Annotated in this window: 14 protein-coding genes and 1 riboswitch; of the genes, 4 read left to right on the plus strand and 10 right to left on the minus strand. The window is 69.9% G+C overall.

Going from position 1 to position 14,682, the window contains the following annotated elements; all coding sequences use genetic code 11:
• Positions 1-202 precede the first annotated feature (202 nt).
• The 4 genes from AB0395_RS44685 to AB0395_RS44700 all read right to left on the minus strand — a co-directional run bounded on the left by AB0395_RS44685 (position 203) and on the right by AB0395_RS44700 (position 4,178).
• Positions 203-799: a nucleotidyltransferase family protein gene (locus tag AB0395_RS44685; RefSeq protein ID WP_366293372.1), complete on the minus strand. Its 597-nt coding sequence runs from the start codon at positions 797-799 to the stop codon at positions 203-205.
• A gap of 143 nt (positions 800-942) precedes the next feature.
• A complete protein-coding gene (locus AB0395_RS44690) occupies positions 943-2,073 on the minus strand; it encodes an XdhC/CoxI family protein (RefSeq protein WP_366293333.1) in 1,131 nt (376 codons plus the stop codon).
• The gene (locus tag AB0395_RS44695) at positions 2,066-3,289 is read right to left on the minus strand and encodes a VWA domain-containing protein (RefSeq protein WP_366293335.1); all 1,224 of its coding nucleotides are present in this window, start codon (positions 3,287-3,289) and stop codon (positions 2,066-2,068) included. The genes AB0395_RS44690 and AB0395_RS44695 overlap by 8 nt, the downstream gene beginning before the upstream one ends.
• Complete coding sequence (locus AB0395_RS44700) at positions 3,282-4,178, minus strand: MoxR family ATPase (RefSeq protein ID WP_366293337.1); 897 nt, start codon at positions 4,176-4,178, stop codon at positions 3,282-3,284. The genes AB0395_RS44695 and AB0395_RS44700 overlap by 8 nt, the downstream gene beginning before the upstream one ends.
• Positions 4,179-4,255: 77 nt before the next feature.
• Here AB0395_RS44700 and AB0395_RS44705 point away from each other — a divergent pair, with 77 nt between their 5' ends.
• Together AB0395_RS44705 and AB0395_RS44710 are read left to right on the plus strand one after the other, a co-directional pair.
• Positions 4,256-5,596, plus strand: coding sequence for a potassium transporter TrkG (locus AB0395_RS44705; RefSeq protein WP_366293339.1), 1,341 nt, complete (start codon positions 4,256-4,258; stop codon positions 5,594-5,596).
• Entirely contained in the window at positions 5,589-6,257 is a 669-nt protein-coding gene (locus AB0395_RS44710) for a TrkA family potassium uptake protein (protein ID WP_366293342.1), read from the plus strand. Before AB0395_RS44705 ends, AB0395_RS44710 begins: the two co-directional genes overlap by 8 nt.
• A 70-nt stretch (positions 6,258-6,327) precedes the next feature.
• Here AB0395_RS44710 and AB0395_RS44715 read toward each other — a convergent pair whose 3' ends face one another.
• The 6 genes from AB0395_RS44715 to AB0395_RS44740 all read right to left on the minus strand — a co-directional run bounded on the left by AB0395_RS44715 (position 6,328) and on the right by AB0395_RS44740 (position 11,447).
• Positions 6,328-6,786, minus strand: coding sequence for a PH domain-containing protein (locus AB0395_RS44715; protein WP_366293344.1), 459 nt, complete (start codon positions 6,784-6,786; stop codon positions 6,328-6,330).
• 127 nt (positions 6,787-6,913) lie between these two features.
• Positions 6,914-7,387, minus strand: a complete 474-nt coding sequence (gene ribH, locus AB0395_RS44720; protein WP_366293346.1) for a 6,7-dimethyl-8-ribityllumazine synthase — start codon at positions 7,385-7,387, stop codon at positions 6,914-6,916.
• Positions 7,384-8,598, minus strand: coding sequence for a bifunctional 3,4-dihydroxy-2-butanone-4-phosphate synthase/GTP cyclohydrolase II (locus AB0395_RS44725; protein ID WP_366293349.1), 1,215 nt, complete (start codon positions 8,596-8,598; stop codon positions 7,384-7,386). The genes ribH and AB0395_RS44725 overlap by 4 nt, the downstream gene beginning before the upstream one ends.
• Positions 8,595-9,257 carry a nicotinamide mononucleotide transporter family protein gene (locus tag AB0395_RS44730; protein ID WP_366293351.1) on the minus strand — a complete coding sequence of 221 codons (663 nt, stop codon included), beginning with the start codon at positions 9,255-9,257 and terminating at the stop codon, positions 8,595-8,597. The genes AB0395_RS44725 and AB0395_RS44730 overlap by 4 nt, the downstream gene beginning before the upstream one ends.
• Complete coding sequence (locus AB0395_RS44735) at positions 9,254-9,862, minus strand: riboflavin synthase (protein WP_366293354.1); 609 nt, start codon at positions 9,860-9,862, stop codon at positions 9,254-9,256. The genes AB0395_RS44730 and AB0395_RS44735 overlap by 4 nt, the downstream gene beginning before the upstream one ends.
• 558 nt (positions 9,863-10,420) lie before the next feature.
• Positions 10,421-10,551: riboswitch (FMN riboswitch) on the minus strand.
• 80 nt (positions 10,552-10,631) lie between these two features.
• The gene (locus tag AB0395_RS44740; protein ID WP_366293356.1) at positions 10,632-11,447 is read right to left on the minus strand and encodes an oxygenase MpaB family protein; all 816 of its coding nucleotides are present in this window, start codon (positions 11,445-11,447) and stop codon (positions 10,632-10,634) included.
• Positions 11,448-11,771: 324 nt separating this feature from the next.
• On the opposite strand from AB0395_RS44740, the gene AB0395_RS44745 reads away from it, so the two are divergent.
• A complete protein-coding gene (locus AB0395_RS44745) occupies positions 11,772-12,773 on the plus strand; it encodes an ABC transporter permease (RefSeq protein ID WP_366293358.1) in 1,002 nt (333 codons plus the stop codon).
• A gap of 36 nt (positions 12,774-12,809) precedes the next feature.
• A complete protein-coding gene (locus tag AB0395_RS44750; protein ID WP_366293360.1) occupies positions 12,810-14,597 on the plus strand; it encodes an ABC transporter substrate-binding protein in 1,788 nt (595 codons plus the stop codon).
• Positions 14,598-14,682: the final 85 nt, after the last annotated feature.

A 14,682-nucleotide genomic window follows, 5' to 3' on the forward strand; every position in this document is an offset into this window, starting at 1 on the left:
GAGGATCACCCTGGAGGAGAGGTTGATCCAGATCAGCAGGCCGACCATCCTCAGTCCAGACACCGGCGCGCCCAAGCCAAAAACAGTCCCCGGGTAACCGGGGTGGCCAAGCCCGGAACTCAATCCAGACACTGAGGTGCCCCAAGCCCGAAACAGTCCCGGGTGACCGGTGGGCCCAAGCCGGGATCGATTCGGCTGTCCGTCAGGCGTGTCCCGGTTCCGGGGACGGCTGCGAGGCTCGTGCGCGCGAGGCCGACAGGTCGGCGGGGGTGTCGATGTCCGCGGGGTCGCCCGCGTCGTCGCAGGGGACCTCGACGACCAGCTCGGGATGCGCCCGCAGAAAGGGCCTGGCCCCGACGTCGCCGACCGCGAGCCTGGCGACCTCGGCGAAGTGCTCCCTGGCGATCAGGACCGGGTTCCTGGGCTCGCCTCCGTAGGTCGCGACGGCGACGGAGGCTCCGTCCCGGGCGGCCGCGATCAGCCGTGCGACGGCCTCCGGGCCGACGAACGGCTGGTCGACCAGGGCGATCACCACCCGCTCCGCGTCACCGGGGAGCGCCTCCAGGCCGGTCCTGAGCGAGGAGCCCATCCCGGAGCGCCACTCCGGGTTCCGTACGGCCACCGCCCCCCGCACCTGCACGGTCGCGGCTCCGAGCACGACGACGACGGGGTGACAGCCGCCCTCACGCAGCACCCTGATCCCCCGGTCGACCAGCCGCTCACCGCGGAACTCGACCAGCGCCTTCGGCGTGCCGAGCCGTGAACCCGATCCGGCCGCGAGTAACAGCCCTGCGCTCACTGGTCTCACGATGTCCTCCTCGTCCCGCCCGCGTGCGGGCCGTCTCGTGAATCGCCGGAAGGACGCGGGGACCTCGCCCTGTCCCGCCCGCGCGGGGACCGTCGCCCGCCTCGTCCGCCGATCTCATGGGGGTCTCTCCTGTCTCACAGGGAGTCTCCCCCTTGCGCGGGCACGCGGCGGCCGTTCCCGTGGATCCGGCCGGAGCCGTCGCTCAGCGGCCGTCCCGAACCGCCCCAGCGCAGCTGGATCAGCTCGGCGGCGATGGAGACCGCGGTCTCCTCGGGGGTTCGCGCGCCCAGGTCGAGGCCGATCGGTGAGCGCAGCCGCCTCAGCTCCTCCTCCCCGAGGCCCGCCTCGCGCAGCCTCGCCAGGCGGTCCTCGTGGGTGCGGCGCGACCCCATCGCCCCGACGTAGCCCGCCGGGGTGCGCAGGGCGACCTCGAGCAGCGGGACGTCGAACCGGGGATCATGGGTGAGCACGCAGATCGCGGTCCGCTCGTCCACGGCGATCGAGCTGAGGTAGTCGTGCGGCCACTTGACGATCACCTCGTCCGCCTCGGGGAAGCGTCTGGTCGTGGCGAAGACGGGACGGGCGTCGCACACGACCACGTGGTAGCCAAGGAACTTGCCGACCCTGGCGACCGCGGCGGCGAAGTCGATCGCGCCGAAGACCAGCATCCGGGGTGGCGGGGCGAAGGAGTGCACGAAGACCGAGAGCTCGTCGAGGCGCCGCTCGCCCCGCGCGCCGTACCGGCGAACCCCGGTGAGCCCCTGGGCGAGCATGCCGCGGGCGTCGTCGTCGACCGCGTCGTCCAGCCTGGCCACGCCCAGCGAGCCCGAGGAACGGTCCGCCCAGACCACCCGGCGGGCGCCGACGGCGCCCGGCCCCGAGAGCACGGTCGCGACCGCGACCGGTTCGCGCTCCCGCACCGACCCGGCGATCTCCCCGAGCTCGGGGAACGTCTCGCGCGAGACCGGCTCGACGAAGACGTCCAGGATGCCCCCGCAGGTCAGGCCGACCGAGAAGGCGTCGTCGTCGCTCACGCCGTAGCGCTGCAGCACCGGCGTGCCGGACTCGGCCACCTCACGGGCCAGCTCGTAGACGGCGCCCTCGACGCAGCCTCCTGAGACGCTGCCCTCCGCCTCATCGCCGAAGACGGCCATGGAGGCACCGGGAGGACGGGGCGCGCTGTGGAAGGTGTCGACCACGGTGGCCAGGCCGAACGTCTCCCCCGCCTCCCACCAGCGCATGATCTGCGAAAGCACGTCACGCATGGGCCCCTCCCAGGAGCCTGGCCAGTTCCTCGAAAGCCGCCAGGCTGTGCCCGGCCACGAAGTCGTCAACGTACGGCAGGGCGGCGCGCATCCCGGCGGTGAGCGGCTGGTAACCCTCCTGCCCCTTGTGCGGGTTGACCCAGATCACCCGGTGCGCGGTCCTGGACAGCCTGGCCATCTGCGTGCCGAGCAGCGAGACGTCGCCCCGCTCCCACCCGTCGGAGGCGATCACGACCACCGCGCCCGCGGCGTCGTTCAGCGCCAGGAACCTCCGCAGTTCCTCCCCGAGCCGGGTGCCGCCGCTCCAGTCGGGGATGGCGGAGGAGACGGCGTCCATCGCGGTCGACGGGTCGCGGTGGCGCAGCTCGGCGGTGAGCCGGGTGAGCCGGGTGCCCGCGCTGAACACCTCGGTCGCCCTGGGTTCGGTGCGGACCAGCGCGTGGCCCAGGCGCAGGAGCGTGTCGGCGTAGGGGGTCATGGACCCGCTGACGTCGACGAGCAGCACGACCCGGCGCGGCCTGGTCCTGTGTGTGCGGTAGCGGAGCCGCGCGGTCTCCCCGCCGCGTCGCAGGGTCTCGCGGATCGTCGCCCTGCTGTCGAGGCGTCCCCGGTGCGAGGGCCCGAACCGGCGCGACCTGCGCGGCTCGCGCCCCGCCCGCAGCAGGGCGAGCAGCCGCCGCACCTCGGCCAGCTCCTCCCCCGTCATTCTGGCCACGTCGCGGTTGCGCAGAACCTCCGCCGGACTCGCGCTCGCCATCTGGGCCGGACGCTCCCGGCCGTCCCCCGGCGTGCCCGACAGGGTGGCGACGTGCCGGGTGACGGTGACCGCCGCCGGTCGCGCGCGGCCCGCCCGCATCCCGCCGAAGTAGGCCTGGAAGACCCGGTCGTAACGAGGCAGGTCGTCGGCGCAGGCGCACAGGGTGAACCGGCCGGCCCAGTAGACGTCGCGCGGGCTGGCGGCGTCCAGATGGGACAGTGCGCGCAGCAGGCCCTGGGTGCGTTCGTGGTCGGCGGGCACCCCTGCCGCGCGCAGCGTCCTGGCGAACCCGGTCATGACCGCGACCAGCTCCCGTTCCCTCTCCCCCGGTGAGGGCTCGTTCCCCGAAGGCCCGGAACCCCCTCGCGCGAAAGCAGCGGACGCGGAACCACCGGACGCTGAGCCGGTGGCCGGGGAGCCGTCGGGCGTCGGGCCGTCGGGCATCGGGTCGTCAGCCACGGGAGACCCCGAAGAATCCGTTCCCGAGGACGACCTCGTGGTCCTCCCGGTGTTTGAGCAGGGCGCCCAGTGTCGCCGCGGCCAGGTCGGGGTCAAGCTCGCGGGCGCCGAGGGTCAGCAGGGCCTCGGCCCAGTCGAGGCTCTCCGCGATCCCCGGCGGCTTGACCAGACCGGCCTGGCGCAGCCGCCCCGCCGCCTCGGCCACCTGCTTGGCGAGGGCCTCGGAGCAGGCGGGGAGCCTTCGCAGCAGGATCGCCACCTCCCGGTCGAACGAAGGGTGCTCCAGCCAGTGGTAGAGGCAGCGCCGCTTCAGCGCGTCGTGCACCTCTCGGGTGCGGTTCGAGGTCAGCACGACCACCGGCGGGCTCTGCGCGCGGATCGTGCCGAGCTCGGGAATGGAGATCGCGAAGTCGGAGAGCACCTCGAGCAGGATCGCCTCGAACTCCACGTCCGCCCTGTCGATCTCGTCGATGAGCAGCACGCTCGGCTGGGTCTCTATCGCCTTCAGCAACGGCCTGGCGATCAGGAACCGCCGGTCGTACACCTCCCCCTCAAGACGGGCGGCGTCGGTGATCCCGCCCGCCTCCGCGGCCTTGAGGTGCAGAAGCTGACGGGCGAAGTCCCAGTCGTAGAGCACCTGGGGCCCGTCGAGCCCCTCGTAGCACTGCAGCCGGATCAGCGGTGCCTCGAGCACCGTGGCGAGCGTCCTGGCCAGCTCGGTCTTGCCGACCCCCGCCTCGCCTTCGAGCAGCAGCGGACGGCCCATCCGCAGCGCGAGGAACGCCGCCGTGGCCAGCCCCTCGTCCGCGAGGTAGGCCTGCCGGTCGAGCAGCTCCCCGAGCTGTCCCGGGGACTCGACGTCCGACGCCTTGATTGTCCGCCTCAGCATCACCTCAGGCTACGCCTGGAGCGGTACGCAGGTGAGCCGGAGCGCCCGGCATCGACGCGGGCGTATCCTCGCCAGTCGTGAAGAACGTGCTCCGGCAGATCAACACGCCGTCGCGGGTCGTCGTGACCGCCTTCCTGGTCGTGGTCCTCACGGGCTCGGCACTGCTGTCGCTGCCGATCGCGGTCGAGGCGGGCAGGCAGGCGTCGTGGACGTCCGCGCTCTTCACCGCGACGTCGGCGGTCTGCGTGACCGGACTCGCCGTACAGGACACGGCGACGCACTGGACGTTCTTCGGCGAGCTTGTGATCATGGTGCTGATGCAGATCGGCGGCTTCGGGATCATGTCGCTGGCCTCCGTCCTCGCGCTGGTCGTCTCCGGCAGGCTCGGCCTGCGCGCCAGGCTCAACACGCAGGCGGAGACCAGGACCCTGGGGCAGGGAGAGGTACGCCAGGTGATCGCGGGTGTCGCCAAGGTGACGCTGGCGGTCGAGGCGCTGACCGCCGCCGTGCTGACCGCTCGTTTCGTCACCGGGTACGGCGAGCCACTCGGCCGCGCCCTGTATCAGGGGGTCTTCCACGCGGTCTCCGCGTTCACCAACGCCGGGTTCACGCTGTGGCCGGACAGCGTGACGCGGTTCGCCCAGGACCCGTGGATCTGCCTGCCGCTCGCGCTCTCCGTGGTCGCGGGAGGGCTCGGTTTCCCGGTCTACGCCGTGCTCCGCAGGAGCTGGCGCCGCCCGGGACGCTGGTCGCTGCACACCAAGATCACTGTCGGGATGACCGCTGTCCTGCTTCTCGGCGGGGCGGCCGCCGTCACCGCCATCGAGTGGGGTAACCCCGCGACCCTGGGCGGCCTGCCCCCCTGGCCGCGGGTGCTGGCCGGTTTCTTCTACAGCGCCATGACCCGCAGCGGCGGGATGAACTCGGTCGACGTCTCGCAGATGCACGAGACCACCTGGCTGATCAGCGACGTGCTGATGTTCGTCGGCGCGGGCAGCGCGGGCACCGGCGGCGGCATCAAGGTGACGACGTTCGCACTGCTCGGCTACGTCATCCTGGCCGAGCTGCGGGGCGAGCCCGACGTCACCGCGGGGCGCCGCCGCGTGCCCGAGCAGCTCCAGCGGCAGGCGCTGACCATAGCCCTGCTCAGCGTGGGCACGGTCGCCCTCGGTACGTTCGTCCTGATGATGCTGACCCCGTTCAAGCTCGACCGGGTGCTGTTCGAGGTGCTCTCGGCGTTCGGCACGGTCGGCCTGTCGACGGGGATCACCGGTGATCTCGGCGTCGCCGGGCATCTGGTGCTGACGATCCTGATGTTCGTCGGCAGGCTGGGCCCGGTGACTCTCGGCGCCGCGCTCGCGCTGCACGTCCAAACTCGCAGGTTCCGCTATCCGGAGGAGGGTCCTCTCGTTGGTTGAGAAGAAGAACCGCGGCGACGCGGTCGTGGTGATCGGCCTGGGCCGGTTCGGCAGCGCGCTGGCGCTGGAACTGGTGGGACGCGACGTCGAGGTGCTCGGCGTGGACAGCGACCCCAAGAGCGTGCAGCAGCTCTCCGGGCAGCTCACCCACGTGGTCTGCGCCGACTCCACCGATCCGGACGCGCTCGCCCAGCTGGGTGTCGCCGACTTCGGCAGGGCCGTGGTCGGCATCGGTGGCGACATCGAGGCGAGCATCCTGACCACCTCGATCCTGGCCGACTTCGGCGTGCCCGACATCTGGGCCAAGTCGATCAGCCGTCAGCACAGCCGGATCCTGGAACGGGTCGGCGCGCACCACGTGGTGCAGCCGGAGCACGATATGGGAGAACGGGTCGCGCACCTGGTGACGGGGCGGATGCTCGACTATGTCGAGATTGACGAGGGTTACGCCCTCGTCAAGACCAAGGCTCCCCGGTGGGCGGCGGGCAGGACGCTGGGCGAGCTCGGCATCCGCAAGAAGTACGGCGTGACCGTGGTCGGGATCAAGAGACCCGGCGGCGGGTTCACCTATGCCACCTCGGACACGGTCATCGGGAGCGGCGCCGTCCTGCTCGTCGCGGGGGAGACCGGCAAGGCCGAACGTTTCGCCGAGGAGACCTGACCCTCTCCGGGCGCCCTATCCGGTCGTTCCCGGGCGGCTCTCAGGGGTTCTCAGGGGTTCTCAGGGGTTCTCAGTGGTTCTCGGGGGCCTCGCCGCGTTCGCGGATGAGGGCGGCGAGCTCGTGGACCTGCCGGACGGTCCGGTCCTTCTCCGACCCCTGAAGTCCCATCGCGCCGATCGTCGCGCCGTCGGCGAAGTCGATCTTCGCCCAGGGCTCGCTCTCGGTCAGCGTCACCGCGAGCACCTCGGGCCACTCGTAACGGTGCACCCGGAGCGGGTTGACCACGGTGATCCCCCGCTCGTCCGCCTCGACCCGGCAGCGCCCCAGCAGGTGGAGCACCCCGGCGATCATGCCACCGAGCACCACCATCGCGATCTTGTCGGCCAGGGTGAACGGCGGCGGCAGCAGGATCGCCAGTATCACGGCTCCCACGATGATCACTCCGGCGAACCCGTACGCCACGATCCTCCCCTTCCTCGGCCGCCACACGACGGGCAGCGGGGGCGGAGAGACGTTCTCGGGGCTCACTTGAAGATCACGTTCCTTCGGAAAAACCACCGGTCACAGTAATTGTGACCCGGGCGCGACATCGAACGAAACCTACCGCACGGCCTCCCCGGTCCCGGCCGCGCACCAAGACCGGGACCGGACCCATTCATCCCTTTCTGAGGTCCCTCAGCAGCAGTGCGGTCTCCAGGGCGGCGACGGTCGCCTCGTAGCCCTTGTCCTCGTGGCTGCCGGGCAGGCCGGACCGGTCGAGGGCCTGGTCGAGGGAGTCGCACGTCAGCACCCCGTTGCCGACCGGCGTCTCCTCGTCGAGCGAGATACGGGTCAGCCCCGAGGTCACCGACTCGCAGACGTAGTCGAAATGGGCGGTCTCACCGCGGATCACGGCCCCCAGCGCGACGACGGCGTCGCATCGCCTGGCCAGGGCCTGGATCACCACCGGGATCTCCAGGGACCCGGCGACACGGATCACGGTCGCGGTGGCCCCGCTGTCCTCGCTGGCCCGCACCGCCCTCGCCACGAGTTGGTCGGTGATCTTCTCGTGCCAGCGGGCGGCCACGATGCCGACGGTCAGCCCGTCCGCCTCGACCACCTCGGCCTGGGGGCGTCCTGCGCCGCTCATGCGCTCTCCTCGTGGATGTCGTGGCCAAGGCGGTCACGCTTGGCCGTCAGGTACTTCTCGTTGTACGGATTCATCGCCACGGGCATCGGCTCACGACCGAGAACCTTGATGCCGTAGCCGTCCATGCCTCGCATCTTGGCCGGGTTGTTCGTCAGCAGCCGGACGGACTTCACCCCCAGGTCGGCAAGCATCTGGCCCGCGTTCGAGAACTCCCTGGCATCGATCGGCAGCCCGAGCTCCAGGTTGGCGTCCACGGTGTCACTGCCGTTGTCCTGCAGGCTGTACGCCTGGAGCTTGGCCAGCAGCCCGATGCCGCGCCCCTCGTGTCCGCGCAGGTACACCACGACGCCACGGCCCTCTGCGGCGATCTCCGACATCGCGTGGTCGAGCTGGACCCCGCAGTCGCATCTCAGGGATCCGAACACGTCTCCCGTCAGGCACTCGGAGTGCGCCCTGACGAGGATGTTCTCCCCGTCCTCCAGGTCGCCGTACACCAGCGCCAGGTGCTCGCCGCCGTCCAGGGCGCTGGCGTAGCCGTAGGCGCGCCACATGCCGTACCTGTTGGGCAGGCGCGTCTGCGCGACCCTGGTCACCATCCGCTCGGTGCGCCGCCTGAACTCGACCAGTTGCTCGATGGAGACCAGCGCCAGGTCGTGCTCGTCGCAGAACTCGCGCAGCTGCGGCAGCCGCTTCATGGTCCCGTCGTCGTTGACGACCTCGGCGAGCGCGCCCGCGGGGCGCAGCCCGGCGAGCCTGGCCAGGTCGACGGCCGCCTCGGTGTGGCCACGCCTGGCGAGCACGCCGCCCTCGCGGTAGCGGAGCGGGAAGACGTGGCCGGGCCGTACCAGCTCGAAGGGCTCGGTCGCCGAGTCGCAGAGGGTGCGGATCGTCTTGGCGCGGTCGGAGGCCGAGATGCCGGTCGTCACCCCGTCGCGGGCGTCGACGCTGATCGTGTAGGCGGTGCGGAGGCGTTCCTTGTTGTCGTGCACCATCAGCGGCAGGCCAAGCCGGTCGAGGTCCTCGCCCGGCATCGAAACGCAGATCACCCCGCTGGTGTGCCGAATGGTGAAGGCCAGCAGTTCCGGCGTCGCCTTGGCGGCGGCGAAGATGATGTCACCCTCGTTCTCGCGGTTCTCGTCGTCGACGACGACGACGGGCCGGCCTTCGCGGATGTCGGCGATCGCCCGCTCTATGGGGTCCAGCGCGGTCACACAGCCTCCTTGGGGACGAGCACGGTCCCGGACCGGTACTCCTTGAGCCAGTTGAAGAATCCGACGAGGACGAGGACGAAGAACACCCCGTAGACGGCCCCGGAGACGACGAGCCCCGAGCTGAAGGCCAGCGGCACGCCGACCAGGTCGACGGCGACCCAGATGATCCAGAAGTCGACCAGCGCGCGGCCCTGCGCCCAGGTCGCGACGGCGCTGCCGACGAAGATGTAGGCGTCCGCGGCGACCAGCAGGTATCCCTCCGGCGGCGGCACGAGCGCGCCCCAGGAGAGCTTGGTGACGAAGAACAGGACGCCGACCGCGATCGTGCCCAGGACCATCGCCCCGACCATCGCGAGCCGCTCGCCGGAGGTCGCGGGGCGTACGGCCAGGCTCTGGCCTCCCTGGGTGCCGCGGGTCCAGCGCCACCAGCCGTAGACGGCCAGGGCGCCGAACATGACCTGCTTGAGCGCGTTTCCGGTGATGTGGGCGCTGATCGAGGTGATGAGCAGCAGCACTGCGGCGGTGAGCTGCACCGGCCAGGTCCAGATCGACTTGCGGATCGCCAGCAGTACGGTGGCCAGCGCGGCCACGTTGCCCACCAGGTCGGTCCACAGGACCTTGACCCCGAAGAGCTGGAACCCCTGGTGGACCCAGTTCATGATCTGTCCTCGGGGGTGTACGCGCCGACGAGCTTCTCCACGTGCTTGGCGATCACGTCGACCTCGAGGTTCACCGGGTCGCCCGGCTGTTTCGCGCCGAGGGTGGTCAGCCGCAGGGTGGTCGGGATCAGGCTCACGGAGAAGCCGTCGGCGTCCACCCCGACCACGGTCAGGCTGATGCCGTCGACGGCGATCGAGCCCTTCTCCACGACGTAGCGGTTCAGCTCGGCGGGGAGCGAGATCCGCACGACCTCCCAGTGCTCGTCGGGCTCACGCGCCAGCAACACACCGGTCCCGTCCACGTGGCCCTGCACGATGTGGCCGCCAAGACGCTGGTCCGCGCGGACCGCGCGCTCCAGGTTGACCCTGGAACCCGGGCGCAGGGCCCCCAGGCTGCTGCGGTCCAGGGTCTCCTTCATCACGTCGGCGGTGAACACCTCCCCGTCGACGTCGACCACGGTCAGGCAGACACCGTTGACGGCGATCGAGTCGCCGTGCCCGGCGTCGCCGGTGACGGTCTTGCCGCGGATCGACAGCCTGGCGGCGTCCCGCAGTGGCTCGATCGCGGCGATCTCGCCCAGTTCCTCAACGATTCCGGTGAACATTCACAGCTCCTTCGCAAGGGGTGCCGGGGGGACCGGGTGGAGACGGGCCCGGACCGGCGGGGGTGACATCAGGAGTGAACCCGCGAAGGACCGTCCGCCTTCCTGGGACGGCCCCCCGATCCGGCGGCGCGGGCGGGCCGGGAGCACCCGGACGGCGGCGCGACGGCGGTGAACGGCGGGAACACGGGAACCGGTGAGGTCGCGCGGTTTCGTGCTGGAAGGGTGAAGGCCCGCGGTTTCGTGGCCGGGCCTGCGGACCGCGGTGCCGCGGCCGTGCGATGCCGGGGCCGAAGGCGCCGAGGACACGACCGGCGCCGCGATCACGCGCGGAAAGGTCGAAGGGGTGCCGTGGCCGTGCGGGGTACCGGGGCCGAAGGCGTCGGGGACGCGACCGAGGGCGCCGCGATCACGCGCGGGGAGGTCGATCGCCTGGCGCGTGTGCGCCCGATCAGTCATCCGGGGACTCCTACTTGCCGGTAGCTTTCTGCCACGGCGGCCCCGGGGAATCACAGGTGTGTACACCCAATCGGCGGAGGGTGTCTTCAGGACACTCTCCGCCCGCGCGCTTCCTCCCATCCGGACTTTAACCGTCGGTCCTGGGATTTCACCAGGTCAACCGGTCGATGGCTTCGACCGGGTCGCGGACTTTAACCGCCGGTTCGGACTTTCACCGACCCCGGAGCACGCTGCTCTCCCATCAGTGTGCCACGTCCGGCAAATGGGACGTGACCCCCTCCCACCAGATGGAACAAGCGGGCGCTTGGTGAGGTCACGCGGCGTGGCCGCCCATGACCTGCCGCGCCCTGCGGGCGTCGGGGCCGTACCTGACCTGAGCGGGGACCAGGCCGATTCCGGCGTGCAGCGCCTTCAGCGTCGCCGTCGCCCACAGGTCGCCGACCGGTGTCGCGGGCACGCCGTACAGCCTGCGGGCCCAGCGCGGCAGGGTGGCGAAGGACAGGACGGCGAGCATGGGCAGGACCGGCTTGAGCGGGAGCAGGCGGGCGGGCAGCGGCACGTTGAGGGACTGGCGGAGCGGGTGGGGCGCCTCCGGCGCGAAGTAGAGGCCGGGCCGGCAGCCCTGGATGTAGTCGCGTATCTCGCCGACCGAGCCGGGCACGTCCTCGGGACGCAGGCCGACCACCTCGGCCGCCCGCCGCCACTCGGCGACGAACCGGTCGGCCTCCTCGTCGGTCAGGCGCACCCCGGCCCTGCGGGCGACCGACAGATAGGAGTCGACCTCGCCGACGTGGACCCAGCGCAGCGCCTCGGGGTCGTCGAGGCGGAAGCGCTCTCCCGTGTCGGGGTCGAACGCGGTGAGCCGGGAGTGGATCCTCCTGACCCGGGCCCCGGCCCTGGCGACCTCCGCGCTCGTGCCGTAGGTGCGCACGCGGACGAACTCGGTGGTACGAAGAAAGCGAGACCAGGCCTCCGCGGGATCCATGAGGGCCGAGTTCTGCGCGACCCCCCGCATGGCCCGGGGATGCAGCCCCTGCATGAGCAGCGCCCTGAAGCCTCCGACGAACAGGATCGGCTCTCCCATGACCCGCCAGGTCACCGATCCCGGACCGAACAGCCCGTGATCCATACGCGACCTCCCTTGCAAGTGGATAGTTACCCTGCCCAGACGGCAGGCACACCTATCCCAGGGGCCACGATGGGAGTGACATTGCAACCGGACACACCGTCATGGTCGTGTCATAGGTATGTCACAAATCCGTGAATATCGAATGGTGGGGAATCTCATCATTCATCAGCCCCCCTACCCAGGTCAATGGAATTGCAGCCACAACCTGATCTATATTGCACAACAAAAAAACAAGTAACAGCCAGGCCATTGATTTGCCCCTGACTGTTTTGCAATGGTTCCCCCAGATCCCGCTCAGTCATGCTCGTTGGGGGCTCCCGCACGATGACCATCCCTGCACCCGCCGCGACCACCGCCGATGAGGCGCCCGTGGTGAAGGCACCGGAAACGGTGGGCCGCTCACCAGGGCAACTGATGTGGCTCCGTTTCCGCCGTGACCGGACCGGCATCGCCTCCGCGCTGGTGGTGATTTTCTTCATCCTCGTCGCGATACTCGCACCGGTGATCTCCTGGCTGTACGGCAAGAACCCGGACACTCTCTACGGTCAGGACATACCGGGCCTGCTCAACGACTTCGGCTATCCGATCGCCCCGAACGGCGGCGTCAGCTCGGAGTTCTGGTTCGGCATCGAGCCCAATCTCGGCCGTGACGTGTTCATGCAGCTCGTCTACGGGATCAGGACCTCTCTGCTGATCGCCCTCGTCACGACCATCCTCACCACGCTCATCGGCATCGTGGTGGGCATCGTGGCCGGGTACGCCGGCGGCAAGACGGACTACTTCATCGGCCGTGTGATCGACACGGTCCTGTCCTTCCCCTCGGTGCTGTTCATCATCGCGTTCATGCCCGTTGTGGAGAACCTCTTCGTCAGGTCCGACGAGGAGACGCCGATCTGGCTGCGCGCCGTGACGCTCGTGATCGTGCTGACGCTGTTCGGCTGGGCCGGGCTGGCCCGCCTGCTGCGCGGTCAGGTCCTCACGCTCCGCGAGCGCGAGTTCGTCGAGGCCGCCCGGGTCACCGGCGCCTCGCCCGCGCGGATCGTGTTCAAGGAGCTGCTGCCCAACCTGTGGACACCGATCCTGATCCAGTCCACGCTCCTGCTGCCCGCGCTGGTGACCTCAGAGGCCGCGCTGTCCTTCCTGGGCGTCGGCATGATCGAGCCGATCCCCGACTGGGGCCGCATGTTCCGGCGCGGCACCGAGGTCTACCAGAACGACATCACCTACCTGATCTTCCCCGGTGTCGCGCTGGTGATCTTCGTGATCGCCTTCAACCTGCTCGGGGACTCGGTCCGCGACGCCTTCGACCCCAAGCTCAAGCGCTAGATCCCCATGCTCAAGCGCTAGACCGATAGGAGAAAGATGACAGTCCGAAAGCGGTCGGCAGTGGCCGCCCTGGCCGTCGGTGTGCTGGCAGTCACCAGCGCCTGTGCCGCGGGCAACCAGGGTGCTCCCGCCACCTCCTCGGGCGGGCCCAGCGGCTCCGCCGCTCCCGTCACCGAGGCCTACAAGCCGGCGTCCATCACCGTCGGCACGGCAGAGGACTCCAAGGGTCCCGCGATCCCGCCGGAGGGCGTCGTCAAGGGCGGCACGGTCACGATGATCGACCGTGACGACTTCTCCCACCTCGACCCGGCGCAGATCTACGTCAACACCGAGGCGAACTTCGGCAGGCTGATCTCCCGCACCCTGACCGGCTACAAGCGGGTCGCCAAGGGCGAGTTCAAGCTGGTCGGCGACCTGGCCACCGACACGGGCACCGCCTCGGACGGCGGCAAGACCTGGAAGTTCACGCTGAAGGACGGCGTGAAGTGGCAGGACGGCACGCCGATCACCTCCGCGGACGTCAAGTGGAGCATGGAGCGGACGTTCGCGCCGTTCGTCACCCAGGGCCCGACCTACATCCAGCAGTGGCTGACCGAGGTCGACCACAAGAAGGCCTACCAGGGGCCCTACGACGGCAAGGAACTCGACGCGATCGAGACGCCGGACGACAAGACGATCATCTACAAGTTCAAGTCGCCGCACGCCGACGCGAGCTACGCCTTCGCCATGGGCGGCTACGCCATCGTGCCGAAGGCGAAGGACACCAAGGAGCAGTACGACAAGGAGCCCGTCTCCAGCGGGCCGTACATCATCAAGTCGCACGTGGTCGACAAGACCCTGGACCTCGAGCGCAACCCCAACTGGGACCCGGCAACCGACCCGATCCGCGGCGCCTACCCCGACAAGTGGCACCTGGAGTTCGGCTTCGAGGCCCTGCAGGTGACCGACCGCCTCATGGCGGACGCGGGTCCGGACCAGAGCGCGTTCACCTTCTACTCCTCGGTTCCGCCGGAGCGGCTGCAGCAGGTGCTCGGCGACGCCTCACTGGCCTCGCGCCGGATGAACAGCCCCTCGCCGTACGGCAACTACTACTACTTCAACCTTGACCGGGTGAAGGACATCAAGATCCGCCAGGCCATCAACTACGCCTGGCCGTCCAAGCAGATCCAGCAGGTCATGGGCGGTCCCGCCGCCGCGGCGCTGCCGACCACGATCCTCAACGAGAACACCACGGTCGGCTACCAGGCCTACGACCTGTTCGGCAAGAAGGACAAGCCCGACGGCGACATCGCCAAGGCCAAGGAACTGCTGGCCCAGTCGAGCAACCCCACGCCGACCATCGTCTACGCCTACAACCAGACGCCGGTCCAGGAGCAGGTCACCGTCGCGATCAAGAGCGCCCTGCAGAAGGCGGGCATCAACATCGTGGCCAAGCCGCTCGACCGCAAGACCTACTACGACTCGATCGGCAAGGTGAAGAACGAGTTCGACCTGTACTGGGGTGGCTGGGGCGCCGACTGGCCGTCCGGCTCCACGGTGATGCCGGTCATCTTCGGTCCCACCGGTGACGGCGCGCCGAACTACTCGCACCTGAAGGACCCGGCGCTCACCACCGAGATGGACAAGATCACCGCCGACACGGACATCAACGCGGCCAACGCCGCGTGGATGGCGCTGGACAAGAAGATCCAGGAGACGATCACCCCGCTGGTCGTCGCCGAGAACAGGATCGCCACCACGCTCCACGGTTCGAAGGTCGGCGGTGCCGAGATCGACCCGCAGCAGTGGATCGTGCAGCCGGACACCATCTTCGTGAAGCCGTAAGACAGCAACGGCCGTGGTCCCGCACGGGACCACGGCCCGGGGGGGGGGGGCGCGCCCCCCCCCCGGCGCGCCCCCCCCCCCCCGG

This window comes from Streptosporangium sp. NPDC051023 (assembly GCF_040689595.1).
Lineage (GTDB): Bacteria > Actinomycetota > Actinomycetes > Streptosporangiales > Streptosporangiaceae > Streptosporangium.

Excerpts from the sequence above, each read along its gene's own strand:
- AB0395_RS44730 (WP_366293351.1), bottom strand. The coding sequence starts at position 9,257 with ATGAACTGGGTCCACCAGGGGTTCCAGCTCTTCGGGGTCAAGGTCCTG.
- AB0395_RS44745 (WP_366293358.1), top strand. The coding sequence starts at position 11,772 with ATGACCATCCCTGCACCCGCCGCGACCACCGCCGATGAGGCGCCCGTG.
- ribH (WP_366293346.1), bottom strand. The coding sequence starts at position 7,387 with ATGAGCGGCGCAGGACGCCCCCAGGCCGAGGTGGTCGAGGCGGACGGG.
- AB0395_RS44750 (WP_366293360.1), top strand. The coding sequence starts at position 12,810 with ATGACAGTCCGAAAGCGGTCGGCAGTGGCCGCCCTGGCCGTCGGTGTG.
- AB0395_RS44690 (WP_366293333.1), bottom strand. The coding sequence starts at position 2,073 with ATGCGTGACGTGCTTTCGCAGATCATGCGCTGGTGGGAGGCGGGGGAG.
- AB0395_RS44700 (WP_366293337.1), bottom strand. The coding sequence starts at position 4,178 with ATGCTGAGGCGGACAATCAAGGCGTCGGACGTCGAGTCCCCGGGACAG.
- AB0395_RS44735 (WP_366293354.1), bottom strand. The coding sequence starts at position 9,862 with ATGTTCACCGGAATCGTTGAGGAACTGGGCGAGATCGCCGCGATCGAG.
- AB0395_RS44740 (WP_366293356.1), bottom strand. The coding sequence starts at position 11,447 with ATGGATCACGGGCTGTTCGGTCCGGGATCGGTGACCTGGCGGGTCATG.